This is a genomic window from Streptomyces sp. NPDC001532, from assembly GCF_040298625.1.
Lineage (GTDB): Bacteria > Actinomycetota > Actinomycetes > Streptomycetales > Streptomycetaceae > Streptomyces.
Genome location: NZ_JBEPAL010000007.1, coordinates 1 through 26021 on the forward strand (window position 1 = coordinate 1; position 26021 = coordinate 26021).

The 26021-nt window shown below is 71.4% G+C and carries 14 protein-coding genes, 1 tRNA gene and 1 rRNA gene; 13 read left to right on the top strand and 3 right to left on the bottom strand.

Annotated features, from left to right (window positions below; translation table 11 throughout):
- Positions 1 to 159: 159 nt before the first annotated feature.
- From rrf to ABT232_RS09115, 3 genes are all read left to right on the top strand, one after another.
- Positions 160 to 276, top strand: a 5S ribosomal RNA gene (gene rrf / locus ABT232_RS09105).
- 115 nt (positions 277 to 391) lie between these two features.
- Positions 392 to 1054 (top strand): DegT/DnrJ/EryC1/StrS family aminotransferase, encoded by a 663-nt coding sequence (locus ABT232_RS09110; RefSeq protein WP_351838416.1) that lies wholly within the window; start codon positions 392 to 394, stop codon positions 1052 to 1054.
- A gap of 75 nt (positions 1055 to 1129) precedes the next feature.
- A tRNA-Thr gene (locus ABT232_RS09115) sits at positions 1130 to 1202 on the top strand.
- Positions 1203 to 1281: 79 nt separating this feature from the next.
- On the opposite strand, the gene ABT232_RS09120 is transcribed toward ABT232_RS09115, so the two are convergent.
- The gene (locus ABT232_RS09120) at positions 1282 to 4032 is read right to left on the bottom strand and encodes a SpoIIE family protein phosphatase (protein ID WP_351837998.1); all 2751 of its coding nucleotides are present in this window, start codon (positions 4030 to 4032) and stop codon (positions 1282 to 1284) included.
- A gap of 387 nt (positions 4033 to 4419) precedes the next feature.
- On the opposite strand from ABT232_RS09120, the gene ABT232_RS09125 reads away from it, so the two are divergent.
- The 10 genes from ABT232_RS09125 (at position 4420) to ABT232_RS09170 (ending at position 19627) form a co-directional block, all read left to right on the top strand.
- Entirely contained in the window at positions 4420 to 9885 is a 5466-nt protein-coding gene (locus ABT232_RS09125; protein ID WP_351838001.1) for a HAMP domain-containing hybrid sensor histidine kinase/response regulator, read from the top strand.
- 285 nt (positions 9886 to 10170) lie between these two features.
- On the top strand, positions 10171 to 10851 hold the full coding sequence (locus ABT232_RS09130; RefSeq protein WP_351838004.1) for a response regulator: 681 nt from the start codon (positions 10171 to 10173) through the stop codon (positions 10849 to 10851).
- A 159-nt stretch (positions 10852 to 11010) separates the two neighbouring features.
- Positions 11011 to 13743 carry a DNA translocase FtsK gene (locus ABT232_RS09135; protein ID WP_351838007.1) on the top strand — a complete coding sequence of 911 codons (2733 nt, stop codon included), beginning with the start codon at positions 11011 to 11013 and terminating at the stop codon, positions 13741 to 13743.
- 261 nt (positions 13744 to 14004) lie between these two features.
- Positions 14005 to 14844 carry a helix-turn-helix domain-containing protein gene (locus ABT232_RS09140; protein ID WP_351838010.1) on the top strand — a complete coding sequence of 280 codons (840 nt, stop codon included), beginning with the start codon at positions 14005 to 14007 and terminating at the stop codon, positions 14842 to 14844.
- 93 nt (positions 14845 to 14937) lie between these two features.
- The gene (gene rimO, locus ABT232_RS09145) at positions 14938 to 16419 is read left to right on the top strand and encodes a 30S ribosomal protein S12 methylthiotransferase RimO (protein ID WP_351838013.1); all 1482 of its coding nucleotides are present in this window, start codon (positions 14938 to 14940) and stop codon (positions 16417 to 16419) included.
- Between the two features lie 266 nt (positions 16420 to 16685).
- Positions 16686 to 17435 carry a CDP-diacylglycerol--glycerol-3-phosphate 3-phosphatidyltransferase gene (pgsA, locus tag ABT232_RS09150; RefSeq protein ID WP_450871683.1) on the top strand — a complete coding sequence of 250 codons (750 nt, stop codon included), beginning with the start codon at positions 16686 to 16688 and terminating at the stop codon, positions 17433 to 17435.
- A complete protein-coding gene (locus tag ABT232_RS09155; protein WP_351838016.1) occupies positions 17432 to 17977 on the top strand; it encodes a CinA family protein in 546 nt (181 codons plus the stop codon). Before pgsA ends, ABT232_RS09155 begins: the two co-directional genes overlap by 4 nt.
- 109 nt (positions 17978 to 18086) lie before the next feature.
- Positions 18087 to 18467 (top strand): helix-turn-helix domain-containing protein, encoded by a 381-nt coding sequence (locus ABT232_RS09160; RefSeq protein ID WP_167997591.1) that lies wholly within the window; start codon positions 18087 to 18089, stop codon positions 18465 to 18467.
- A gap of 272 nt (positions 18468 to 18739) precedes the next feature.
- Positions 18740 to 19210 (top strand): Dps family protein, encoded by a 471-nt coding sequence (locus tag ABT232_RS09165; protein WP_351838018.1) that lies wholly within the window; start codon positions 18740 to 18742, stop codon positions 19208 to 19210.
- A gap of 180 nt (positions 19211 to 19390) precedes the next feature.
- A complete protein-coding gene (locus ABT232_RS09170) occupies positions 19391 to 19627 on the top strand; it encodes a hypothetical protein (RefSeq protein ID WP_351838021.1) in 237 nt (78 codons plus the stop codon).
- 331 nt (positions 19628 to 19958) lie between these two features.
- On the opposite strand, the gene ABT232_RS09175 is transcribed toward ABT232_RS09170, so the two are convergent.
- Together ABT232_RS09175 and ABT232_RS09180 are read right to left on the bottom strand one after the other, a co-directional pair.
- Positions 19959 to 20792: an Fpg/Nei family DNA glycosylase gene (locus tag ABT232_RS09175; RefSeq protein ID WP_351838024.1), complete on the bottom strand. Its 834-nt coding sequence runs from the start codon at positions 20790 to 20792 to the stop codon at positions 19959 to 19961.
- Positions 20793 to 20859: 67 nt separating this feature from the next.
- Entirely contained in the window at positions 20860 to 25806 is a 4947-nt protein-coding gene (locus tag ABT232_RS09180; protein WP_351838027.1) for an ATP-dependent helicase, read from the bottom strand.
- Positions 25807 to 26021 lie beyond the last annotated feature (215 nt).

Below are 26021 nucleotides of genomic sequence, written 5' to 3' on the forward strand. Positions count from 1 at the left end.
GTTGATAGGCCGGATATGGAAGCCAGGTAACTGGTGGAGTTGACCGGTACTAATAGGCCGAGGGCTTGTCCTCAGTTGCTCGCGTCCACTGTGTTGGTTCTGAAACCACGAACGGCCCCGTATGGCCACATACGGTGCGGCTGGACAGTTTCATAGTGTTTCGGTGGTCATAGCGTGAGGGAAACGCCCGGTTACATTCCGAACCCGGAAGCTAAGCCTCACAGCGCCGATGGTACTGCAGGGGGGACCCTGTGGGAGAGTAGGACGCCGCCGAACAATCTTTCAAAAGGGTTGGACCCTGAACTTCGGTTCAGGGTCCAACCCTTTTTTGTTGTGCGTCACTTGAAGTTCATGTGTCACAACCACCATCCGACGCATGGGTACTGCTGCAATGCTCAGGGCCGCCGGCGTCGGAGTCGGTGACGAGGTCGTCGTACCAGCCTTCGGGAACGTGGAAGTCGCCGAAGCGGTGACCCTGGCCGGCGCGCTGCCGGTGTTCGCCGAGATAGATCCGGCGACCTACTGCCTTGATCCCTCCGCGGTCGAGGCCGCCGTAACTCCCCGGACCGCGGCCGTGGTTGTCGTGCATCGCTTCGGGCGGCCGGCCGATGTCCAGCGGATGCTGGCCCTCGGGCAGCGGCACGGGCTGCTGGTGCTGGAGCAGGGGGAGTCCGAGGCGCCGTACGACGAGATCGCTCAGCGGCGGCAGCGGGCCGGGTATCTGGATGCGCGGCTGAAGGGGGTGCGGACACCCGAGGGCGGGGTCGGGCACACCTATCAGCAGTACGTCGTGCGGGTGCCGGGCAACGGGCGGCCGGACCGGGACGCCTTCGCACGGGCCGTACGCGGCAGGGGAGTTGACTGCCGGGTGCCGGTGAAGACCCCGGTGCACCGGCTGCCGGCGTTCCGGCAGTGGGTGTCCCTGCCGGAGACCGAGCGGGCCGCCGACGAGACGCTGGCGCTGCCCGTCGACGCCTCGCTGACGAGGCGGGACATGCAGCGGATCGTGTCCGCGTGCAATGCCCTCGGAGGGCTGCTGCAACCCGCCTTCTGATCGGTTTTGGACCACGGGACTGTTCGGGGTATGATCTATTTCGTTGCCGCGAGGGAAACCTCGAAAAAGCAACAGGCCCCTATAGCTCAGTCGGTAGAGCGTCTCCATGGTAAGGAGAAGGTCAACGGTTCGATTCCGTTTGGGGGCTCAAAGACAAAGGCCTCCGCCCTTTCGGGCGGGGGCCTTTTCGTTGTACCGGCCGCCCCTGGGCGGGGCGGCCCGGACGGTCAGTTGTGGTGGAGGCCGGGGACGCGCATCGCCAGGATGGCCATGTCGTCGGAAGGGGCGTCGGAGGCGAAGCGCTCCACAGCGCGCATGATGCGGGCCGCGACCGCGCCGGCGGTGAGGCCGGTGCAGGTGGTGAGGACGTCGGCCAGGCCGTCGTCGCCCAGCATGCGGGTGCCCTCGCGGCGTTCGGTGACGCCGTCGGTGACGCAGAGCAGGACGTCGCCCGGGTCGAGGGTGACCGTCTGCTCGTAGAGCTCCAGGTCCTCCAGGACGCCGAGGAGCGGCTGGGGTTCGGCGGCGGCCTCGACCGTGCCGTCCTGGCGCAGGCGCAGCGGGAGCGGGTGGCCGGCGCAGACGACCTTCAGTTCCGCGCTGCCGTCCTCCCGCGGGCGCAACTCGCCGTAGAGGAGAGTCAGGAAGCGGCTGCGGGCGCCCTCGTCGAGGATGGCGGAGTTCAGGCGCTGGAGGACCGCCGGCCCGCTCAGGCCCTCCCTGGCCAGGAGGCGCAGGGCGTGCCTGGCGAGCCCTGTGACGGCCGCCGCGTTCGGGCCCGTACCGCAGACGTCGCCGATGGCGAAGCCGTAGGCGCCGTCGCGGATGGGGAAGAGGTCGTAGAAGTCGCCGCCGACCTCGTTGCCCTCGCCGGCCGCGCGGTAGATGACCTCGACCTCGACGCCGTCGATCACGGGCAGCTCCGGCGGGAGCAGGCTGCGCTGGAGGGACTGGCTGATGGCGGTGCGCTCGGAGTAGAGGCGGGCGTTGTCCAGGGCCAGGGCCGCGCGGCGGGAGAGGTCCTCGGCCAGCTCGAGGATCTCCTGGCGGAAGTGCTCGTCGGTGGGCTTGCCGAGGGTCAGCATGCCGATCACGCGGTTGCGGGCGACCAGGGGCAGGACGACGGTCTCGCCGCCGACCGCGGCGGCGGTGGCGAGGGTGGGGCCGATACCGGAGCTGACCGTCGCCGGTTCGCCGAGGCCGAGGCTGCGCATGGAGGAGCGCAGTGCCGCCTGGTGGGCGGCCTCCGCGGGCGCCGCCCAGACGCGGGCGCCGGGGGTGGGGACCGGGTCGGGCGGGGAGATCTTGGACAGCAGCGACTTGATGCCGTCGATGAGCTCCTCGTCCTCGTGCAGGACGTACGACAGATACGGTTCCGAGGCCTGGTCGGCGATCGTGTAGACGGCGCACCAGGTGGCCAGGGTCGGGACCGTCATCTGGGCCATGAGGGCCAGGGTCTGGTCGCGGTCGAGGGTGCCGGCGAGCAGGTCGGAGGCCTCGACGAGGAAGCTGAGGGAGCCGCGGCGCAGGCGTTCCAGTTCGCCGAGGCGGGCGGACTCGACGGCCAGGGCGATGCGGTCGGCGGCGAACTGGAGGCGGAGCGCCTCCTCGTTGCTGTAGCGGCCGGGGCCCTCCGCGGCGACGCCGAGGGAGCCGGTGAGGCGGCCTTCGACCTTGAGCGGGACGGTGACGACCGAGCGCATGCCGGTGCCGTTCAGGAGCGGGACGGCGCCTGGGACGGCCGTGAGGTCGTCGTGGACGGCGGGCATTCGGGCCGAGCCGTAGCGGCCGGGGCCCGCCTCGACGGGGACGCGGGCGAAGCGCTGGCGGGCCGAGGGCAGGCCGGTGGAGGCGCGGACCTCCAGCTCCGTCTCGTCGTCGGTGGCGAGCAGCAGGAAGGCGGAGTCGCCGTCGAGCATGTCGCGGGCGCGTTCCACGGTGCGCTGGAGGAGGCCGTCGAGGTCGTCGGGGGCGGGGGAGCCGATGAAGATCTCGAAGGGGTCGGTGCTCTGGCCCTCGGCGGCGGGGGCCGCGTCGGGGGCGACGAGCCGCGTCGGGGTCTGCAGGACGGCGCGCTCGTGGTCGCGGACGAGCAGGCAGACGGTGGAGGGTTCGCCGACGGTGTCGCGCACGCGCAGGTGGGAGGCGTACACCGGGACGACCCGGCCGGCGGCGTGGCGGATGCCGTAGCTGCCCTCCCAGCGGGAGAGCTGGAGGGCTTCGGCGATGCCGGTGCTGGTGCCGGGCGTCTGCGGCCAGGCGGCGAGGTCGGTGAGGGGTTTGCCGGTGACCAGGTCCGACTGGTAGCCGAACAGCTCCTCGGCGTCGTCGTTCCACGCGGTGATGGCGCCGGTGCGGTCGATCTGGATGACGGCGACGCGGACGCGGCCGTCGGCCGTCGGCAGGAGGTCGGCGGGCAGGACCGGACCGGCGGCGCGGGTGCCGACCGAGCGCTGCGGGAGGGCCAGTTCGAACCAGACGTTCTTGTGCGTGGGGGTGTAGTCGACGCCCCAGCGGCCGGCGAGGGCCGCGCACAGCTGGAGGCCGCGTCCGCCCTCGCGGTCGGGGCCGCCCATGGTGACGGCCGCGCTCTGGACGGGGACCTCGCGCTCGGGGTAGCGGTCGGAGACCTCGATGCGCACGCTGTCGTCGGTGCGCAGGCACAGGACGTCCGCGGCGGTGCCGGCGTGCACGACGGCATTGGTGACCAGTTCGCTGGTGAGCACGACGGCGTCGTCGACGATGTCGGCGTAGCCCCAGCCCTGGAGGGTGTCCCGCACGAAGGAGCGGGCGGACGCGACCGAGCGCCCCAGGGGCTCGAAGCTGGCGGCCGCGCGCGCGGTGATCACGGAACTCCTCGACCTGCTTTCGTCGTGCCGGGCCTCGTCGCCGTCCGGCTCCTGCCGGGTCTGCGGCGGCAGGCCGTCGATCGGCTGGGGGTCCGGGGGCTGCCCCCCAGGGATCAGTCCGGTGGTCATGTGTGCGGCCGCCCCTCCGATGCCCGCTCGTATCCGTGCCACCGCCCAGGCCGGACGGACCGGCGCGGCTGGACAGCCGGATGCAAGGTTACTTACCTTCACCGCCCGCGCGGATGCCGGTCTGCGGTGTTTCCGTCCGGAGGGTGTGCGGACGGTGTGCGAAGCTGCCGAACTGTTATGGCCTGGTTCGGCCGGGGTGAAACACTGGGCAGGCTTCTGGTGGAGGTTCGGGCAGGCTGAGTGCGGTCCGCGTACGGCGGGCAGCAGCCCTTGGGACGGTCTGGCGTGGCCCGGCAGGGCTACGCACGAGTAACCGGTACGCCGAGCAGTGACAGCATGAGTACCGAGCACACAGCGGTGACGGTCGACCCCTGCGGGAGGGACACAGTGGAGTCTGGCGCAGCGACGCGGGGCACGAAGACGCGCGCGAAGGGCGGACAGTCCCTGGGCAACCGGCGCACGGCGCCGAACGGGACCACGGTGGTGGACACGGCTGCCCTGAACCGGCTGCTGGCGGCCCTGGTGTCCATGCGGGACGGGAATTTCCGCAAGCGGCTCACGGTGTCCGGCGACGGCGTGATGGCCGAGATCGCGGCGGTCTTCAACGAGGTGGCCGACCGTAATCTCCACCTCACGGGTGAGCTGTCGCGTGTGCGGCGGGTGGTCGGCCGTGAGGGGAAGCTCACGGAGCGGCTGGAGAGCGGGGCCGCCGAGGGCTCCTGGGCGGCCGCGATCGACGCCTCGAACGCGCTGGTCGACGATCTCGTGTGGCCGGTGTCGGAGGTCAGCCGGGTGCTGTCGGCGGTGGCCGACGGTGATCTGTCGCCGCGGATGGATCTGCGGACGCAGGCGCCCGACGGGAGCGGGCATCCGCTGCGCGGGGAGTTCCTGAAGGTCGGGCGGACGGTGAACAACCTGGTCGACCAGTTGTCGACGTTCACCGACGAGGTCACGCGGGTGGCCAGTGAGGTGGGTACCGAGGGCAAGCTGGGCGGGCAGGCGCGGCTGCGCGGGATGTCGGGTTCGTGGAAGGACCTGACGGAGTCCGTCAACACGATGGCGCACCGGCTCACCGCGCAGGTGCGGGACATCGCGCTGGTGACGACCGCGGTCGCCAAGGGTGATCTGTCGCGGAAGGTCACGGTTCACGTGGCCGGCGAGATGCTGGAGCTGAAGGAAACCGTCAACACGATGGTGGACCAGCTCTCGGCGTTCTCCTCCGAGGTGACCCGGGTCGCGCGCGAGGTGGGTACGGAGGGTGAGCTGGGCGGTCAGGCCCAGGTGCCCGGTGTGGCCGGTGTGTGGAAGGAACTCACCGATTCGGTGAACACCATGGCCGGGAACCTCACCGCGCAGGTGCGGGGCATCGCGGAGGTGACGACCGCGGTCGCCAGCGGTGATCTGTCCCGCAAGGTGACGGTGCAGGCGCGCGGTGAGGTGGCGCAGCTCGCCGAGACCATCAACCAGATGACCGAGACGCTGCGGATCTTCGCGGACGAGGTCACGCGGGTGGCCAACGAGGTCGGCGGGGAGGGGCGGCTCGGCGGGCAGGCGAACGTGCCGGGCGCGGCCGGCACCTGGAAGGACCTGACGGACTCCGTGAACACGGTGTTCCGGAACCTGACGACGCAGGTGCGGGACATCGCCGCGGTGACGACGGCGGTGGCCAGCGGTGATCTGTCGCAGAAGGTCACGGTGGACGTGGCCGGCGAGATGCTGGAGCTGAAGAACACCGTCAACGGCATGGTGGACCAGTTGTCGGCGTTCGGCTCCGAGGTCACCCGGGTGGCGCGGGAGATCGGTGACGAGGGTGAGCTGGGCGGTCAGGCGCAGGTGCCGGGCGCGGCGGGGACGTGGAAGGACCTCACGGACTCCGTCAACACCGCGTTCCGGAATCTGACCGGACAGGTGAGGAACATCGCGCAGGTCACCACGGCGGTGGCCAACGGCGACCTCTCGCAGAAGGTCACCGTGGACGTGTCCGGCGAGATGCTCCAGCTGAAGAACACCGTGAACACGATGGTGGACCAGCTGTCGTCCTTCGCCGACCAGGTCACACGGATGGCCCGGGAGGTCGGTACGGAGGGCCGGCTGGGCGGTCAGGCGCAGGTGCCGGGGGTGTCGGGCACCTGGAAGGAGCTGACCGACTCGGTCAACTCCATCACCGGCAATCTCACGTCCCAGGTGCGGCAGATCGCGCAGGTGACGACGGCGGTGGCGCGTGGTGACCTGTCGCAGAAGATCACGGTCGACGCGCGCGGCGAGATCCTGGAGCTGAAGAACACCATCAACACGATGGTCGACCAGCTGTCCGCCTTCGCGGACCAGGTGACCCGGGTGGCCCGTGAGGTGGGTACCGAGGGCCGGCTGGGTGGTCAGGCGCAGGTGCCCGGTGTGGCGGGTGTGTGGCGTGATCTGACGGATTCGGTGAACGGCATGGCCGGGAACCTGACGGCGCAGGTGCGGCAGATCGCGCAGGTCGCCACGGCGGTGGCGCGCGGTGATCTGTCGCAGAAGATCACCGTGGACGCGCGCGGCGAGATCCTTGAGCTGAAGAACACCCTGAACACGATGGTGGACCAGCTGTCCTCGTTCGCCGAGGAGGTCACCAGGGTGGCCCGTGAGGTGGGCACCGAGGGCAAGCTGGGCGGTCAGGCCGAGGTGCAGGGGGTCTCCGGCACCTGGAAGGACCTCACCCAGTCGGTGAACTTCATGGCGAACAACCTCACCGTGCAGGTGCGCAGCATCGCCGATGTCACCACGGCGGTCGCCAAGGGCGATCTGTCGAAGAAGATCACCGTCGACGCCAAGGGCGAGATCCTGGAGCTGGTGACCACCGTCAACACGATGGTCGATCAGCTGTCGTCGTTCGCCGAGCAGGTGACGCGGGTGGCCCGTGAGGTGGGTACCGAGGGCATTCTGGGAGGTCAGGCGCATGTGCCGGGTGTCACCGGCATCTGGAAGGACCTCAGTGACAACGTCAACCTGATGGCCAAGAACCTGACCATGCAGGTGCGGAACATCTCCCAGGTGGCGGCGGCGGTCGCCAACGGTGATCTGACGCGGACGGTGACGATCGAGGCGCGCGGTGAGGTGGCGCAGCTCGCGGACACCTTCAACACCATGGTGAAGACGCTGAGTTCGTTCGCCGAGCAGGTCACCAAGGTGGCCCGTGAGGTGGGTACGGACGGCATCCTGGGCGGTCAGGCGCATGTGCCGGGTGTGGCGGGTACGTGGAAGGACCTCACCGAGTCGGTGAACCAGATGGCGTCCAACCTGACCGGTCAGGTGCGCAACATCGCCATGGTGACCACCGCCATCGCCAAGGGTGATCTCACCAAGAAGATCGACATCGATGCGCGCGGCGAGATCCTGGAGCTCAAGACGACCATCAACACGATGGTCGACCAGCTGTCGTCGTTCGCCGAGGAGGTCACCCGGGTGGCCCGCGAGGTGGGCACCGAGGGCCAGCTGGGCGGTCAGGCGCGGGTCCGGGACGTCGACGGCACCTGGCGGGACCTGACGGAGTCGGTGAACGAGATGGCCGGGAACCTGACCCGGCAGGTGCGGGCGATCGCGCGGGTGGCGACCGCGGTGACCCGAGGTGATCTGAACCTGAAGATCGACGTGGACGCCTCGGGCGAGATCCAGGAGCTTCAGGACTACATCAACAAGATGATCGCCAACCTGCGTGACACCACCATCGCCAACAAGGAGCAGGACTGGCTCAAGGGCAACCTGGCGCGGATCTCCGCGCTGATGCAGGGCCGCCGGGACCTGGACGACGTGGCCTCGCTGATCATGAGCGAGCTGACGCCGGTGGTCTCCGCGCAGCACGGGGCGTTCTTCCTGGCGCTGCCGCTGGCCGACGACAAGGACCTGGGCACGGACGACGACGACCAGTACGAGCTGCGGATGCTCGGTTCGTACGGCTACTCGATGGGCTCGATGCCGACGTCGTTCCGGCCGGGTGAGGCGCTGGTGGGCACCGCCGCCCTGGAGCGGCGGACGATCCTGGTCGAGAACGCGCCCAGCGGCTATCTGAAGATCTCCTCGGGGCTGGGCGAGGCGCCGCCCGCGCAGGTGATCGTGCTGCCGGTGCTGTTCGAGGGCACGGTGCTCGGTGTCATCGAGCTGGCCTCGTTCACGCCGTTCACGCAGATTCAGAAGGACTTCCTGAACCAGATCGCCGAGATGATCGCGACCAGCGTCAACACCATCTCCGTCAACACCAAGACGGAGGTGCTGCTGAAGCAGTCGCAGGAGCTGACCGAGCAACTCCGCGAGCGGTCGGAGGAGTTGGAGAACCGGCAGAAGGCGCTCCAGGCGTCCAACGCCGAGCTGGAGGAGAAGGCCGAGCTGCTGGCGCAGCAGAACCGCGACATCGAGGTGAAGAACACCGAGATCGAGGAGGCCCGGCAGGTCCTGGAGGAGCGTGCCGAGCAACTGGCGGTCTCCATGCGCTACAAGAGCGAGTTCCTGGCCAACATGTCGCACGAGCTGCGTACGCCGTTGAACTCGCTGCTGATCCTGGCGAAGCTGCTCGCCGACAACGCGGACGGGAACCTCACCCCGAAGCAGGTCGAGTTCGCCGAGACGATCCACGGGGCCGGGTCCGACCTGTTGCAGCTGATCAACGACATCCTGGACCTGTCGAAGGTCGAGGCGGGCAAGATGGACGTCTCGCCGACGCGGATCGCGCTGGTCCAGCTCGTCGACTACGTGGAGGCCACCTTCCGGCCGCTGACCGCGGAGAAGGGCCTCGATCTGTCCGTGCGGGTCTCGCCGGAGCTGCCGGCCACCCTGCACACCGATGAGCAGCGGCTGCTGCAGGTGCTGCGCAATCTGCTGTCCAACGCGGTGAAGTTCACCGACTCCGGCTCGGTCGAGCTGGTGATCCGGCCGGCGCGGGACGATGTGCCGCAGGCGATCCGGGAGCAGCTGCTGGAGGCCGGTTCGCTGACCGACCCGGAGGCGGGGCTGATCGCGTTCTCGGTGACCGACACCGGGATCGGCATCGCCGCCAGCAAGATGCGGGTGATCTTCGAGGCGTTCAAGCAGGCGGACGGTACGACGAGCCGCAAGTACGGGGGCACGGGCCTCGGGCTGTCCATCTCGCGGGAGATCGCGCAGCTGCTCGGCGGTGAGATCCACGCGCAGAGCGAGCCGGGGCGCGGTTCGACGTTCACCCTGTACCTGCCGCTGTACCCGAGCGAACTGCCGCCGCACGGCTATCCGCAGGCGGTCTCCCCGGCCGGCGGCGGCGCGTCGCTCGCCCTGGAGGCGGCGGCCGCGGACGTGACGATCGAGACGCCGGCCGAGGTGAAGTCGTACCGCGAGACGCAGAACGGCGCGGCGGCGCTCTTCAGGCGCCGGCGCCGGGCCAGCTCCGTCGCCGACCATCAGCTGGTGTCGCCGGACCAGTGGCCGTCGGTCGAGCAGGACGGCGCGGGGCAGGCGCTGCGGGGGATCCGGTTCGCCGGTGAGAAGGTGCTGATCGTCGACGACGACATCCGCAATGTGTTCGCGCTGACCAGCGTGCTGGAGCAGCACGGCCTGTCGGTGCTGTACGCGGAGAACGGCCGGGAGGGCATCGAGGTGCTGGAGCAGCACGACGACGTGGCGGTCGTGCTGATGGACATCATGATGCCGGAGATGGACGGGTACGCGACGACGACGGCGATCCGGCGGATGCCGCAGTTCGCGGGGCTGCCGATCATCGCGCTGACGGCGAAGGCGATGAAGGGCGACCGGGAGAAGGCGATCGAGTCCGGAGCGTCCGACTATGTCACCAAGCCGGTCGACCCCGATCACCTGCTGACGGTGATGGAGCAGTGGATGCGCGGGGAGTGAGCACGTCTCGCGGTGTGCGCGGGGCGTGTGTGCGAATGTGGCGGGACATGTGAGTGTTCACGCGCAGTTGCTGACTCGGTGTGGCGAAGGGCGTGTGGACGTACGCGATTCTGGGAACCTTCTGGTCCCCGCCACCGTTTCTGCTATGTGCACAGTGACATCGCGGTGACAGGGTGTGGCGACAGGCGGGGTGCGGCTACGATGACCGGCACGAGGACGGGCGGCGTTACGGAGTCGTCCCCTGGGGCGGCGCCCGGTGCACTGCCGGGGCGAGGAGGGCGGGCCATGGTGCAGAAGGCCAAGATCCTCCTGGTCGATGACCGGCCGGAGAATCTGCTGGCGCTGGAGGCGATCCTCTCTGCGCTCGATCAGACGCTGGTGCGGGCATCGTCCGGGGAGGAAGCGCTCAAGGCACTGCTCACGGACGATTTCGCGGTCATTCTGCTGGATGTCCAGATGCCGGGCATGGACGGTTTCGAGACCGCCGCGCACATCAAGCGGCGGGAGCGGACCCGGGACATCCCGATCATCTTCCTCACCGCGATCAACCACGGTCCGCACCACACCTTCCGCGGCTACGCGGCGGGCGCGGTGGACTACATCTCCAAGCCGTTCGACCCCTGGGTGCTGCGCGCCAAGGTCTCGGTCTTCGTCGAGCTCTACATGAAGAACTGCCAGCTGAGGGAGCAGGCCGCACTGCTGCGGCTGCAACTGGAGGGCGGCGGCAAGGGCGCGGTCGGCGGCGGCAAGGAGGCGGCCGGGCTGCTCGCGGAGCTGTCCGCGCGGCTGGCGGCGGTCGAGGAGCAGGCCGAGGCGCTGTCCAAGCAGCTGGACGACGAGTCGGCCGACGCGGCCGCGGTGGCGACCGCGGCGCATCTGGAGCGCAAGCTGACCGGATTGCGGCGGGCGTTGGACGCCCTGGAGCCGGGCACCGGCGGCCCCTCCCCGGTACCTCCGCAGAACTGAGCCGTCGGCGCTGCCCGTTGGCGTTCACCGGCAGCCGCCCGGTGTCCGAGCGTGGACGCGTGAACCCGCGTCAGTTTCCTGCCCCCGCAAGGGCGACACGAACGGGTGAAGCAGGAGGCACACGTGTCCCCTGCCGACTCCCCCGGTAACCTCACACCCATGGCCTCACGTCCCTCCGCAGCCAAGAAGCCGCCCGCGAAGAAGGCGGCCGCTCCCGCGAAGGCCCCGGCGAAGAAGGCCGCTGCGAAAAGGGCCCCGGCCAAGAAGGCGCCCGCCAGGAAGGCCGCGGCGAAGAAGGCCGCCCCGCCGAAGCCGGTCCCCAGCCCCACCGGGGGCGTCTACCGGCTCGTCCGCGCGGTCTGGCTCGGCCTCGCGCACGCCGTCGGCGCCGTCTTCCGCGGCATAGGGCAGGGCGCGAAGAACCTCGACCCGGCACACCGCAAGGACGGCGTCGCGCTGCTGCTGCTCGCCCTCGCGCTGATCGTCGCCGCGGGCACCTGGTCGAATCTGCGCGGCCCCGTCGGCGACCTCGTCGAGATGCTGGTGACCGGCGCCTTCGGCCGGCTCGACCTCCTGGTGCCGATCCTGCTCGCGGTGATCGCCGTCCGCTTCATCCGGCACCCGGAACAGCCCGAGGCCAACGGCCGGATCGTGATCGGCCTGTCCGCGCTCGTCATCGGCGTGCTCGGCCAGGTCCACATCGCCTGCGGCTCGCCCGCCCGCAGCGACGGCATGCAGGCCATACGGGACGCCGGCGGCCTCATCGGCTGGAGCGCGGCGACCCCGCTGACGTACACCATGACCGAGGTGCTGGCCGTACCGCTGCTGGTGCTGCTCACCGTCTTCGGGCTGCTGGTGGTCACCGCCACGCCCGTCAACGCCATCCCGCAGCGGCTGCGGATGCTCGGTGTGCGGCTGGGCCTGGTCAGCGACCCCGAGCCCGAGCTGTTCGTCGACGACGAGGAGCGCTACGAGGACCAGTGGCGCGAGGCGCTGCCCGCGCGTCCGCGCCGCCGCGGGCCCGCTGTCGAGGTCCACGACCCGGAGGGTGCCGAGCAGGAGGCGCTGTCGCGAAGGCGCGGACGCTCCCGCGGACCGGCCGGGTCGCAGCCGGACGGCGCCCGGCCGAGGGACGCCGTGGACGTCGCCGCGGCCGCGGCCGCCGCGCTCGACGGAGCGGTGCTGCACGGGATGCCGCCGTCGCCGGTCGTCGCGGACCTCACCCAGGGCGTGCGGGTCGGCGACCGTGAGCAGACCACCCCGACACCCACCCCGGTGCCGGCCGCGCGGCCCAGGCGGGAGCAGCTCGAGAAGGAGGTCCCCGACCTCACCAAGGGCGTCCCCGATCTCACCAAGACGCCGCCGAGCCAGACCCGCGAGCTGCCCGCCCGCGCCGAGCAGCTCCAGCTGTCCGGCGACATCACCTACGCCCTGCCGGCGCTGGACCTCCTCACGCGCGGCGGGCCCGGCAAGTCGCGCAGTGCCGCCAACGACCTGATCGTCGACTCGCTGACCAACGTCTTCACCGAGTTCAAGGTCGACGCGCGGGTCACCGGCTTCACCCGCGGCCCGACGGTCACCCGCTACGAGGTGGAGCTCGGCCCCGCCGTGAAGGTCGAGCGGATCACCGCGCTGACCAAGAACATCGCGTACGCCGTCGCCAGCCCCGATGTGCGGATCATCAGCCCGATCCCCGGCAAGTCCGCGGTCGGCATCGAGATCCCCAACACCGACCGCGAGATGGTGAACCTCGGCGACGTGCTGCGACTCGCGGAGTCCGCCGAGGACGACGACCCGATGCTGGTCGCGTTCGGCAAGGACGTCGAGGGCGGCTACGTCATGCACTCGCTGGCGAAGATGCCGCACATGCTGGTCGCCGGCGCCACCGGCTCCGGCAAGTCGTCCTGCATCAACTGCCTGATCACGTCGATCATGATGCGGGCGACGCCCGAGGACGTCCGGATGATCCTGGTCGACCCCAAGCGCGTCGAGCTGACCGCCTACGAGGGCATCCCGCACCTGATCACGCCGATCATCACCAACCCCAAGCGGGCCGCCGAGGCGCTCCAGTGGGTCGTGCGCGAGATGGACCTGCGCTACGACGACCTCGCCGCCTACGGTTACCGGCACATCGACGACTTCAACCGCGCGGTGCGCGAGGGCAAGGTGAAGCCGCCCGAGGGCAGCGAGCGCGAGCTCCAGCCGTACCCCTATCTGCTGGTGATCGTGGACGAGCTGGCCGACCTGATGATGGTCGCCCCGCGCGACGTCGAGGACGCGATCGTGCGGATCACGCAGCTCGCGCGTGCCGCCGGCATCCATCTGGTCCTCGCCACCCAGCGGCCGTCCGTGGACGTCGTCACCGGTCTGATCAAGGCCAACGTGCCGTCGCGGCTCGCCTTCGCCACCTCGTCGCTGGCCGACTCGCGGGTCATCCTCGACCAGCCGGGCGCCGAGAAGCTGATCGGCAAGGGCGACGGGCTGTTCCTGCCGATGGGCGCGAACAAGCCGACCCGTATGCAGGGCGCGTTCGTGACCGAGGCGGAGGTCGCCGCCGTCGTCCAGCACTGCAAGGACCAGATGGCGCCCGTCTTCCGGGACGACGTCACCGTCGGCACCAAGCAGAAGAAGGAGATCGACGAGGACATCGGCGACGACCTCGACCTGCTGTGCCAGGCGGCCGAACTGGTCGTCTCCACGCAGTTCGGGTCGACCTCGATGCTCCAGCGCAAGCTGCGGGTCGGCTTCGCCAAGGCGGGACGGCTGATGGACCTGATGGAGTCGCGCAACATCGTCGGACCGAGCGAGGGCTCCAAGGCACGTGACGTTCTCGTGAAGCCCGACGACCTGGATGGCGTGCTTGCGTTGATTCGTGGGGAGTCTGGAACGTAGGGAGATGCGAGTGTTGCTGCCGCACGGGTGGGTGCACGGTCCTCCGGTTGCCCGATCGTGACTCACCCGTAAGGGATCAGTGAGCAACCGTTTCCCGTTGTCGTACGTCAAGTTGAGGGAAGCAGAACACGCGTACCCCACCATCGGGATGTCCGGCCATTCCGATGGCGTACAAAGTCGTACCGCCCGGTTGCCCCACCCTTTCGCACCCCCCCTAGACTGAACCTCCAGCAGGTGGCTACACGCTCGAAAGGCGCCCCCGTGTCCATCGGCAACTCCCCTGAAGACGAGCGTCCCTTCGAAGACGTTTCCGAGGAAGCCCACCCCTCCATCGGCCACGCCCTGCAGCAGGCGCGCATCGCGGCCGGGCTGACCGTCGACGACGTCAGCACCGCCACCCGGGTCCGTATCGCCATCGTGCACGCGATCGAGTCCGACGACTTCGCGCCCTGCGGCGGAGACGTGTACGCGCGCGGTCACATCCGCACCCTGGCCAAGGCCGTCGACCTGGATCCGGCCCCGCTGCTCGCGCAGTACGAAGCGCGGCACGGCGGCCGGCCGGCGCCCACCCCCGCCGCCCCGCTCTTCGAGGCGGAACGCATCCGTCCGGAGCGGCGCGGACCGAACTGGACCGCGGCGATGGTCGCCGCGATCGTCGCCGTCGTCGGTTTCGTCGGCTTCACCGTGTTCAAGGGCGACTCCGACAACGGCTCCGCCGACCAGGTCGCGGAAGGCGCCACGCCCGCCAAGACCAAGACCGCCGCACCGAGCGGCGGCAGCGGCAAGCCCGCCGACAAGAAGCCCGACCCCACCGAGAGCGCCATCGCCGCCGCCCCGCAGGACAAGGTGACCGTGCAGGTCAGCGCGGTGGACGGACGGAGCTGGATCTCCGCCAAGGACCACAACGGGCGGCTGCTCTTCGACGGGCTGCTCAAGCAGGGCGACTCCAAGACCTTCCAGGACAGCACCAAGATCAACCTGGTGCTCGGCGACGCCGGCGCCATCCAGCTGCATGTGAACGGCAAGAAGATCGACGACGACTTCCGGCCGGGAGCCGTGGAGCGGCTGACGTACACCAAGGGCGACCCTCAGGTCGGATAAGCGCGTCGCATCGGGGGAAGCCGTACGGGGTTGGCCAAGATCGGCCAACCCCGTCGACGTGGGGTGTCAGCGGGACGAAGTAGTCTTGAGCCCATGCCTGAACGCCGTACCGTCGCACTCGTCACCCTTGGCTGCGCCCGTAACGAGGTGGACTCGGAGGAGCTCGCAGGCCGTTTGGAGGCGGACGGCTGGCAGCTCGTCGAGGACGCCGCGGACGCCGAGGTCGCCGTGGTCAACACCTGCGGTTTCGTCGACGCTGCCAAGAAGGACTCCGTCGACGCCCTGCTGGAGGCCAACGACCTCAAGAGCCATGGCAAGACCCAGGCCGTGGTCGCCGTCGGCTGCATGGCCGAGCGGTACGGCAAGGAGCTGGCCGAAGCGCTGCCCGAGGCCGACGGCGTGCTGGGCTTCGACGACTACGCCGACATCTCCGACCGCCTCCAGACCATCCTGAACGGCGGCATCCACGCCGCCCACACCCCCCGCGACCGGCGCAAGCTGCTGCCGATCAGCCCCGCCCAGCGGCAGGAGTCCGCCGCCGAGGTCGCCCTGCCGGGCCACGCGCCCGCCGACCTGCCGGACGGGCTCGCCCCCGCCTCAGGCCCCCGCGCCCCGCTGCGCCGCCGTCTCGACGGCACGCCGGTGGCCTCGGTGAAGCTCGCCTCCGGCTGTGACCGTCGCTGCACCTTCTGCGCCATCCCGTCCTTCCGCGGCTCCTTCATCTCCCGCCGCCCGAGCGATGTGCTCAACGAGACGCGCTGGCTGGCCGAGCAGGGCGTCAAGGAGATCATGCTGGTCTCCGAGAACAACACCTCCTACGGCAAGGACCTCGGCGACATCCGGCTGCTGGAGTCGCTGCTGCCCGAGCTCGCCGAGGTCGACGGCATCGAGCGGGTCCGCGTCAGCTACCTCCAGCCGGCCGAGATGCGCCCCGGGCTCATCGACGTCCTGACCTCCACCCCCAAGGTCGCCCCCTACTTCGACCTGTCCTTCCAGCACTCCGCCCCCGACGTGCTGCGCGCGATGCGCCGCTTCGGGGACACCGACCGCTTCCTGGAGCTGCTGGACACCATCCGGAGCAAGGCCCCCGAGGCTGGTGTGCGCTCCAACTTCATCGTCGGCTTCCCCGGCGAGACCGAGTCCGACCTGGCCGAGCTGGAGCGCTTCCTCAACGGCGCGCGCCTCGACGCCATCGGTGTCTTCGGCTACTCCGACGAGGACGGCACCGAGGCCGCGACCTACGACAACAAGCTCGACGAGGACGTCGTCGCCGAGCGGCTGGCCCGGGTCTCCCGGCTGGCCGAGGAACTGGTCTCGCAGCGCGCCGAGGAGCGCGTCGGCTCCACCGTGCGGGTCCTGGTCGAGTCGGTCGACGAGGAGGGCGTGTACGGCCGTGCGGCCCACCAGGCGCCGGAGACGGACGGCCAGGTGCTCCTCACGAGCGGCGCCGGCCTGAGCGTCGGTCGTATGGTCGAGGCGAAGGTGGTCGGCACGGAGGGCGTCGACCTCGTGGCCGAGCCGTTGCCGGGCTCGGCGGCGGGCGATCCCGTGGGCACTGAGGAGGCGGCCAGATGAGCGGAGTGCCGGCGTCCGCCGCGGGCGGTCCCGCCCAGGCGAGCGGCGCGGCCGCGGCGCCCGTCCCGGGCGGCTCCGCTTCCCCGGGGCACGGCCCCGTCGTCGCCGCCGCTTCCGTGCGCGGTGGCGCTGGGGACGGTCCGCTCGGCGGCCCGGCGGGTGACGCCGGGGGCGCCGCCTCCGGGGGCGCCGGTGGGGATGCCGAGGGGGCGGTGGGGTCCGGCGGTGCTGGCGTTGGCGGGCCGGGTGGTTCCGGTGGTGCGGCCGTGGGCGGGCCGGGTGGTGCTGGGGTTGCCGGTGGTGCTGGAGTTGCCGGTGGTGCCGGTGGCGCTGGAGTCGTCGGTGATGCCGAGGGTTCCGTGGATGCGGCAGGCGCCGGGGGTGCCAAGGCGCCGCGGGGCGGCAAGATCGCGGCTGCCGCGGTGAACCAGGCCAGCGTCTGGAACATCGCCAACCTGCTGACCATGCTGCGGCTCGTGCTGGTGCCCGCCTTCGTCGCCCTGATGCTGGCCGACGGCGGATACGACCCGGCGTGGCGCTCGCTCGCCTGGGCCGCCTTCGCCATCGCCATGATCACCGACCTCTTCGACGGCCACCTGGCGCGCACCTACAACCTCGTCACCGACTTCGGGAAGATCGCCGACCCCATCGCCGACAAGGCGATCATGGGAGCGGCGCTGATCTGTCTCTCGGGGCTGGGCGACCTGCCCTGGTGGGTGACGGCGGTGATCCTGGGACGGGAACTCGGGGTCACCCTGCTGCGTTTCTGGGTCATCCGGTACGGCGTCATCCCGGCGAGCCGGGGCGGCAAGCTCAAGACGCTCACCCAGGGCATCGCCGTCGGGATGTACGTACTGGCGCTGACCGGGTGGCTGGCCACCCTGCGGTTCTGGGTGATGGCGGCGGCGGTCGTCCTCACCGTGGTGACCGGACTCGACTATGTGAGACAGGCCATTGTGCTGCGGCGGCAGGGAATCGCCGCCCGCAAGGCCGCGTTGGAGGAGACGGAAGCGTGAGGTCCACGGCCACCGATGTGGTGCGACTACTCACGGTGAGGGGCGAGACGCTCGCCGTCGCCGAGTCGCTGACCGGTGGCCTGGTCGCCGCGGAACTCACGGCGGTTCCGGGTGCGTCCAAGGCGTTCCGGGGATCGGTGACGGCGTACGCCACGGGGCTCAAGCATGAGCTGCTCGGCGTCGACGCCGCTCTGCTGGCCGAGCGCGGGGCGGTGGATCCGCAGGTCGCGGCGCAGATGGCGGCCGGAGTGCGGAAGGCACTGGGTGCCGATTGGGGCCTCGCGACGACGGGTGTGGCCGGCCCGGACCCCCAGGACGGACAACCCGTCGGCACGGTCTTCGTGGCCGTGGACGGGCCTTTCGGCCCTGGTTCCGGTTCTGCCGGTGGCGGAAAAGTGGAGGCGCTGCGGTTGAACGGCGACCGCGCGGAAATTCGTATGGAGAGTGTACGGAGCGTACTCGCCCTGCTCCTGAAGGAGCTGGCGGGCGAACAGACCGGGAATGAGCGGGCACAGGATACGGAACAGAACGGGGGGTTTTGATGTTTGCAGCCCTGAGTGAACACGACATCGCTCCCCGCACGGCCGCGGCGCAAGGCGGTACGGTGGGGCGAGAAGGATGCGGCTACGCGGTCCGAGGAGGGAGCCACCGATGATTCTGCTCCGTCGCCTGCTGGGTGACGTGCTGCGTCGGCAGCGCCAGCGCCAGGGCCGTACTCTGCGCGAAGTCTCCTCGTCCGCCCGAGTCTCACTCGGCTATCTCTCCGAGGTGGAGCGGGGGCAGAAGGAGGCTTCCTCCGAACTGCTCGCCGCCATCTGCGACGCGCTGGACGTACGGATGTCCGAGCTGATGAGGGAAGTGAGCGACGAGCTCGCCCTCGCCGAGCTGGCCCAGTCTGCAGCGGCCACCCCCAGTGAGCCTGTGCCCACACCGGTTCGACCGATGCTGGGTTCCGTTTCGGTGACCGGTGTGCCACCGGAACGGGTGACCATCAAGGCGCCCGCCGAAGCGGTGGACGTCGTCGCCGCGTGATCTCTGCGCGGTGTTGACCGGCGCTGAACGAGCGCCTGACGTGTGAGCCCCGACCGGGGCCTTCTCCGGGGAGAACCGGAGGAGGGTGGTCGGGGTTTTCGCGTGTGGGTGGTGCGACTTCGTGTGGGTGGTGTGACTTGTCGGTCTGAGGGCTTCTTGTCAGCTTCTGCTGGCTGTTCCGGCGCTTTGATCGCCTCTTGCTCCGTTTGCCGGGTTTGGGTGCTGCGGTCATCGTGGAGGAGCCACGACGGGGTGACTCAACGGAGGTGCGGATGAACGTCGTGAAGAGCCCGCTGTCCGAGACGGACCTGAAGACCGTGTCCGAGGCGCTGCAGGGCGCCCTGGTGGATCTGGTGGACCTGGCGCTGGTGGCGAAGCAGGTGCACTGGAACGTCGTGGGACCACGGTTCAGGACGGTGCACCTCCAACTGGACGAGGTCGTGGCCACCGCACGGACGCACTCCGACACGGTCGCCGAACGGGCCTCCGCGCTCGGGGTCTCGCCTGACGGACGGGCCGCGACGGTGGCCTCCGGCAGCGGGATCGCGCAGGTGGCCTCCGGATGGGTCAAGGACGAGGACGCGGTGCAGGTGCTCGTGGACGCACTGGGCGCGGTCATCACCCGGATGCGTGAACGGGTGGCCTCGACCGAGGAGCCGGACCCGGTGACCCAGGACATCGTCATCGGGATCACCGCGGACCTGGAGAAGCATCACTGGATGTTCCAGGCCGAGAACGTGTGACGTGGGCCCCAGCGGCCCGGATGGGCGTGGGTGCATACGCGTGCTTCCTGGCGCGGGCCGGTGTCTCGGCTGGTGCGCCTGTGTGCCCGCGGTGCGCCCTGCCCGCGCCGGAGGCGGCCGTCCAGCATCGGCCCGGTCGGGGTGTGACGGCGTTCCGGCGCCGGGCTGGAGGTGGCGTCCATGACGGGGCGGATAGTGCGCTGGGGGGTCGTACCGGCGCTCGGGGTGGTGTGGTGGTGGGCCGCGCTGCGGCTCGCGGTCGCGCCGGACGCCGGGGCGCTGGAAGGGGCGGTCGCGGCCGGTGGGTGGGGGCTGAGTCTGCTGCCCGTGCACACCGTGTCCAAGGCGAAGGCGGTGGGGGCGCTCGGCACCGGGCGGTGGCGGGCGGCTTGGCGGGTGGGCCGACGCAGGGGTTGAGGGGCTGACGCGGCGTGAGGGGGCTTGGCGTGAGGGGTGCGCGGCGTGACGGAGCTTGGCGTGACGGGGCTTGGCGTGAGGGGTGCGCGGCGTGCGGGATGACGCGGCGTCGGGGTGACGCGGCGTGAGGGGTGCGCGCCGTGAGGGGTGACGCGGCGTCGGGCTGACGCGGCGTGAGGGGCGCGGCGTGATGGGGCTTGGCGTGAGGGGTGCGCGGCGTGCGGGGTGACGCGGCGTCGGGGTGACGCGGCGTGAGGGGTGGGGCCTCGCAGGCTTGGTGGCGGCCCGTAGGGGCCGTGGATGCCGACAGCCGGATCTGACGGTTCGGCAGTCAGTACCGGGCCTTGCGGCCGGTGCGGTGGGCGGCCGGTGCGGGGGCCGGGCCGGTCTGGCAGGTGGGGCACCAGTAGGTCGGGCGGTCTCGGGAGCCGTCTCCCTGGTCGGCGACCCGGATCCGGGTGCCGCAGCGCAGGCAGGGGCGGGGCGCGCGGCCGTACACGTAGAGATCTTGGCCGCGGCGGCCTGTGGTGCTGCGGATCGGGCGGTCGCGGTTGGCTTCCAGGAGCTTCTTGGCGACGGTCGCGAGCTGCGCGGCGCGGTCGGCCGGGAGAGCGCCGACGGGGAGCCATGGGGTGGCGCCCAGCAGGAAGCACAGCTCGCTCTTGAAGACATTGCCGATGCCGGCGAGGTTGCGCTGGTCCAGCAGGGCCTCGCCGAGGGCGCGGTCGGGGTCCGCGAGAAGGTTGGCGAGAGCACGCTCGGGGTCCCAGTCGGGGCCCAGGAGGTCGGGCCCGAGGTGGCCGACGGCCCGGTCCTCCTCGGCGGTGCGGAGGAGTTCGAGGACGGGCAGGCGGTAGCCGACGGCCGTGCGGTCGTCGTTGCCGAGGATCGCGCGGATCTGGTGCTCGGGGCCGCCGGTCCAGCGCTCACCCGGCCGGTAGATCTTCCAGGCGCCGTCCATCCGCAGGTGCGAGTGGAGGGTGAGGCCGCCCTCGATGCGGGTGAGGAGGTGCTTGCCGCGGGGAGTGACGTCGAGGACGGCACGGCCGGTGAGGTCGGCCGTGGCGAACCGGGGCACGCGCAGGTCGGAGCGGGTCAGCAGTTTTCCCGCGAGGGCCGCGTGCAGCCGGCTCGCGGCCTGCCAGACCGTGTCACCTTCGGGCATGGGTCAAGGGTGGCATGCGAGGGCGGGAAGCGCGTCGGTGGTCTCGCGCCGGCGGCGTCCTGCGTGCTCAAGCGCGCAGCCGCAGGCCTCTGGGGGTGGCGATGAAGCCCGCTCCTTCCAGGAGGGGGCCGGCGGGGGCCGTGAGGGCCGGGACGCCGTTGATCCGTTCCACGGTCACCGTGCCGAGCGAGCCCGCGCGGGCCGCTGCGGCGAGGGCTTCCGCGGCGGCGCGCAGCCGGGGGTCGTCGGTGGGCTCGGTGTCCGGGTCGGTCGGCCAGGCCAGCAGGGTCTTGCCGCCGCGCTCCATGTAGAGCGCCAGATCACCCTCGACGAGCACGACGAGCGAGCCCGCCTTGCGGCCCGGCTTGTGCCCGGCGTCGGTCGGCGGGTCGGGCCAGGGCAGGGCCGCGCCGTAGGCGTTGGCCGGGTCGGCGGCGGCGAGGACGACGGCCCGCGGGGTGGGGGTGTTGGAACGGCCGTGGTGGTGGCCGGGGTGGTGCGGGGGGCGGCCGCCGTTCTGCCAGGACGGCTGGGCGTCGCGGGGGGAGAAGTGGTCGCCCGGTGCGGGGTGGGGCGCCGGGGTGTCGAAGGGGTCGTCGCCGTCGGGTGTGTCGTGCCAGGCCGTCGCGTGGTCGTCGAACGGGCCCAACGGGCGGGCGCCGTCCAGGAAGGCGGCGGTGGAGCCGTCCGAGCCGGACGGTGTGCCCGAAGCGGTGCCGACCGTGGCGCCGTGGGCTCCCTGGGCGAAGTCGGCGTCGGGGCGGCCGGCGTTGCGCTCGCGGGCGTTGGCCACTGCGCGGAGGCGGTCCACCGCGCCGTCCATCGCGAACTGCGCGGCGCCCAGGCCCTCCACCACATAGCCGCGCCGGGCCTGTCCGCTCTCCTCGAAGACGGACAGGATGCGGTACGTCGCCGAGAAGCCGCCCTCGACGCCCTCCGCGGCGACCGCGCCCCGCGTCACCACACCGTGCCGGTCGAGCAGGGTGCGGGCCAGCGCGTGGGCGCGCACCGTGGTGTCGGGTTCGCGCTGCGGGAGCAGGGACCAGCGGCCGGCGACGGTCGGCGGGCCGCTGCGGGACGCGGTGCGGGCGGCGGCCGTCAGGGAGCCGTACCGCCCGCGCGGAACGGTGCGTTTGGCGCGATGGGCCGTGGACCCGGCGGTGCGGCCGGAGCCGAGCAGGGAGCGCAGGGGAGTCAGGGTGTCGTTGGTCAGCCGTCCAGACCAGGCCAGGTCCCAGAGGGCGTCGGCGAGTTGGGGGTCGCCGGCCTCCGGGTGGGTGGTGGCGCGGACCTGGTCGGCGATCTGACGGAAGAACAGGCCGTAGCCCCCGGAGAGGGCGTCCAGGACGGACTGGTGCAGGGCCGTCAGTTCCAGCGGGTGCGGCGGCGGCAGAAGCAGTGGGGCCGCGTCGGCGATGTACAGGGAGACCCAGCCGTCCTTGCCGGGGAGCGCGCCCGCGCCCGCCCACACGACCTCTCCGGCGGCGGTGAGTTCGTCGAGCATCGCCGGGGCGTAGCCCGCCACCCGGGACGGCAGGACCAGTCTCTCCAGGGCGGAGGCGGGCACCGAGGCGCCCTGCAACTGCTCGATGGCGCGGACCAGTCCGTCGATGCCGCGCAGGGAGTGGCCCTGGCCGATGTGCTGCCACTGTGGCAGGAACTGGGCGAGGGCGGCCGGTGGCACCGGCTCCAGTTCGTGCCGGAGGGCGGCGAGGGAGCGCCGGCGCAGCCGGCGCAGGACTGCCGCGTCGCACCACTCCTGGCCGATGCCGGCCGGATGGAACTCGCCCTGGACCACCCTTCCGGAGGCGGCCAGCCGTTGCAGGGCGCCCTCGGTGACCGCGACGCCGAGGCCGAAGCGGGACGCCGCGCCGGTCGAGGTGAACGGGCCGTGGGTGCGGGCGTAGCGGGCGAGGAGGTCGCCCAGGGGGTCCTTCACCGGTTCGGTGAAGGCCTCGGGGACGCCGACCGGCAGCGCGGTGCCCAGGGCGTCGCGCAGGCGGCCCGCGTCCTCGATCGCCGCCCAGTGATCGGCGCCGGCGATGCGCACCCGGATCGCGCGGCGGGCGCCGGCCAGCTCCTGGGCCCACTGCGGCTCGGCGCCCCGCTCGGCCAGCTCGGCGTCGGTGAGCGGGCCGAGCAGCCGCAGCAGGTCGGCGACGCCCTCGACGTCCTTGACGCGGCGGTCCTCGGTGAGCCACTGGAGCTCCTGCTCCAGCTCGGTCAGCACCTCCGCGTCGAGCAGCTCGCGCAGCTCCGCCTGGCCCAGCAGCTCGGCCAGCAGGCGGGAGTCCAGCGACAGGGCCGCCGCGCGGCGCTCGGCGAGCGGTGAGTCGCCCTCGTACAGGAACTGGGCGACGTACCCGAAGAGCAGGGAGCGGGCGAAGGGGGACGGCTCAGGGGTGGTGACCTCGACGAGGCGGACCTTGCGGGACTCCAGATCGCCCATCAGCTCGACGAGCCCGGGGACGTCGAAGACGTCCTGGAGACATTCGCGCACCGCCTCCAGGACGATCGGGAACGAGCCGAACTCGCTCGCCACCTGGAGCAGCTGGGAGGCTCGCTGGCGCTGCTGCCACAGCGGGGTGCGCTTGCCCGGGTTGCGGCGCGGCAGCAGCAGCGCGCGGGCGGCGCACTCGCGGAAGCGGGCCGCGAACAGGGCTGAACCGCCGACCTGGTCGGTGACGATCTGGTCGACCTCGCCCTTGTCGAAGACGACGTCGGTCGCGCCGACGGGCGCCTGGTCGGCGTCGTACTCCGCCCCGGCCTTCATGGGTTCCTGGTCGAGCAGGTCCATGCTCAGCAGGTCGGCGTCGGGCAGGCGCAGCACGATGCCGTCGTCGGCGTGCATGACCTGGGCGTCCATGCCGTACCGCTCGGCGAGGCGGGAGCCGAGGGCGAGGGCCCAGGGGGCGTGGACCTGGGCGCCGAAGGGGGAGTGCACGACCACGCGCCAGTCGCCCAGCTCGTCCCGGAAGCGCTCCACGACGATGGTGCGGTCGTCCGGGATGTGGCCGCAGGCATCGCGCTGCTCGGCGAGGTACGCCAGCACGTTGTCCGCGGCCCAGGCGTCGAGGCCGGCGGCCAGGAGGCGGAGGCGGGCGTCGTCCTTGGGCAGCGATCCCACCTCGCGCAGGAACGCGCCCACCGCGCGGCCCAGCTCCAGCGGCCGGCCCAGCTGGTCGCCCTTCCAGAACGGCAGGCGGCCGGGCACGCCCGGGGCCGGGGAGACGAGGACCCGGTCGCGGGTGATGTCCTCGATGCGCCAGGAGCTGGTGCCGAGCGTGAAGACGTCCCCCACACGGGACTCGTAGACCATCTCCTCGTCCAGCTCGCCGACCCGGCCGCCGCCCTTCTTCGGGTCGGCGCCGGCCAGGAAGACACCGAAGAGGCCCCGGTCGGGGATGGTGCCGCCGGAGGTGACGGCGAGGCGCTGGGCGCCGGGGCGGCCCGTGATTGTGCCGGCCACGCGGTCCCACACCACGCGGGGCCGCAGTTCGGCGAAGGCGTCGGAGGGATAGCGGCCGGCGAGCATGTCGAGGACCGCGGTGAACGCCGACTCCGGCAGCGAGGCGAAGGGGGCCGCGCGGCGGACCGTGGCGAGCAGGTCGTCGACCTGCCAGGTGTCCAGGGCCGTCATCGCGACGAGCTGCTGGGCCAGGACGTCCAGCGGGTTGGCGGGGATCCGCAGGGACTCGATCTCGCCAGTGCGCATGCGCTCGGTGACCACGGCCGCCTGGACCAGGTCGCCGCGGTACTTCGGGAAGACCACGCCGGTCGAGACCGCGCCCACCTGGTGTCCCGCGCGGCCGACGCGCTGCAGGCCGGAGGCGACGGAGGGCGGCGACTCGACCTGGACGACGAGGTCGACCGCGCCCATGTCGATGCCGAGCTCCAGGCTGGAGGTGGCGACGACGGCGGGCAGGCGGCCGGCCTTCAGGTCCTCCTCGACCAGGGCGCGCTGCTCCTTGGAGACCGAGCCGTGGTGGGCGCGTGCGATGACGGCCGGAGCGCCCTGCGCGGCGCCCGAGCCGCCCATCAGCTCGGCGGGGGCGTGGTGCTCGTCCAGGGATTCGCCGGTGGCCCGTTCGTACGCGATCTCGTTGAGGCGGTTGCACAGGCGTTCGGCGAGGCGGCGGGAGTTGGCGAAGACGATGGTCGAACGGTGGGACTGGACGAGGTCGGTGATCCGCTCCTCGACGTGCGGCCAGATCGACGGGCGCTCGCCGCCCTCGGTGCCCTCGGCGACCGGGGAGCCGCCCAGCTCGCCCAGGTCCTCCACCGGGACGACCACGGAGAGGTCGAACTCCTTGCCCGACTTCGGCTGGACGATCTCCACCTTGCGGCGCGGCGAGAGGAAGCGGGCCACCTCGTCGACCGGGCGGACGGTCGCCGACAGGCCGATGCGGCGGGCCGGCCTCGGCAGCAGCTCGTCCAGGCGCTCCAGGGTGAGGGCCAGGTGGGCGCCGCGCTTGGTGCCGGCGACCGCGTGCACTTCGTCCAGGATCACCGTCTCGACGCCGGTCAGCGCGTCGCGCGTGGCCGAGGTCAGCATCAGGAACAGGGACTCGGGGGTGGTGATCAGGATGTCCGGCGGGCGGGTGGCCAGCGCGCGGCGCTCGGCGGCGGGGGTGTCGCCGGAGCGGATGCCGACCTTGACCTCCGGTTCCGGCAGGCCGAGACGGACGGACTCCTGGCGGATGCCGGTCAGCGGGCTGCGGAGGTTGCGCTCCACGTCGACAGCCAGGGCCTTCAGGGGCGAGACGTACAGGACGCGGCAGCGCTTCTTCGGGTCGGCGGGCGGTGGGGTGGAGGCCAGCTGGTCCAGGGCGGCCAGGAAGGCGGCCAGCGTCTTGCCGGAGCCGGTGGGGGCCACCACCAGGACGTCGGAGCCCTCGCCGATGGCCTGCCACGCTCCCGCCTGGGCGGAGGTGGGCGCGGAGAAGGCACCCGTGAACCATCCGCGGGTCGCGGGGGAGAAGCCGTCCAGGGCTCGGTGCGGAGAGCTGGCCATGCGTCCATCCTGCACCCCGGCACTGACAATGGCGCTGAGCTGGGGGTTTGCGGGGGCGGTGGCGCGTGGCTCGTGGCTTGCACTCAGGGGCTCGCAGCTCAGGGGCTCGCAGCTCGTGGGAGTCGCAGCTCGTGGGTCGCTTGCTGTGTCCGTGCGGTTGGGTCCGTGCGGTTCGGTCTGTGCGGTTGGGTCCGTGCGGTTCGTGTCTCGCCTTT

Excerpts from the sequence above, each read along its gene's own strand:
- ABT232_RS09110 (WP_351838416.1), top strand. The coding sequence starts at position 392 with ATGCTCAGGGCCGCCGGCGTCGGAGTCGGTGACGAGGTCGTCGTACCA.
- ABT232_RS09120 (WP_351837998.1), bottom strand. The coding sequence starts at position 4,032 with ATGACCACCGGACTGATCCCTGGGGGGCAGCCCCCGGACCCCCAGCCG.
- ABT232_RS09130 (WP_351838004.1), top strand. The coding sequence starts at position 10,171 with ATGGTGCAGAAGGCCAAGATCCTCCTGGTCGATGACCGGCCGGAGAAT.
- ABT232_RS09135 (WP_351838007.1), top strand. The coding sequence starts at position 11,011 with ATGGCCTCACGTCCCTCCGCAGCCAAGAAGCCGCCCGCGAAGAAGGCG.
- rimO (WP_351838013.1), top strand. The coding sequence starts at position 14,938 with ATGCCTGAACGCCGTACCGTCGCACTCGTCACCCTTGGCTGCGCCCGT.
- ABT232_RS09160 (WP_167997591.1), top strand. The coding sequence starts at position 18,087 with ATGATTCTGCTCCGTCGCCTGCTGGGTGACGTGCTGCGTCGGCAGCGC.
- ABT232_RS09165 (WP_351838018.1), top strand. The coding sequence starts at position 18,740 with ATGAACGTCGTGAAGAGCCCGCTGTCCGAGACGGACCTGAAGACCGTG.
- ABT232_RS09170 (WP_351838021.1), top strand. The coding sequence starts at position 19,391 with ATGACGGGGCGGATAGTGCGCTGGGGGGTCGTACCGGCGCTCGGGGTG.
- ABT232_RS09175 (WP_351838024.1), bottom strand. The coding sequence starts at position 20,792 with ATGCCCGAAGGTGACACGGTCTGGCAGGCCGCGAGCCGGCTGCACGCG.
- ABT232_RS09180 (WP_351838027.1), bottom strand. The coding sequence starts at position 25,806 with ATGGCCAGCTCTCCGCACCGAGCCCTGGACGGCTTCTCCCCCGCGACC.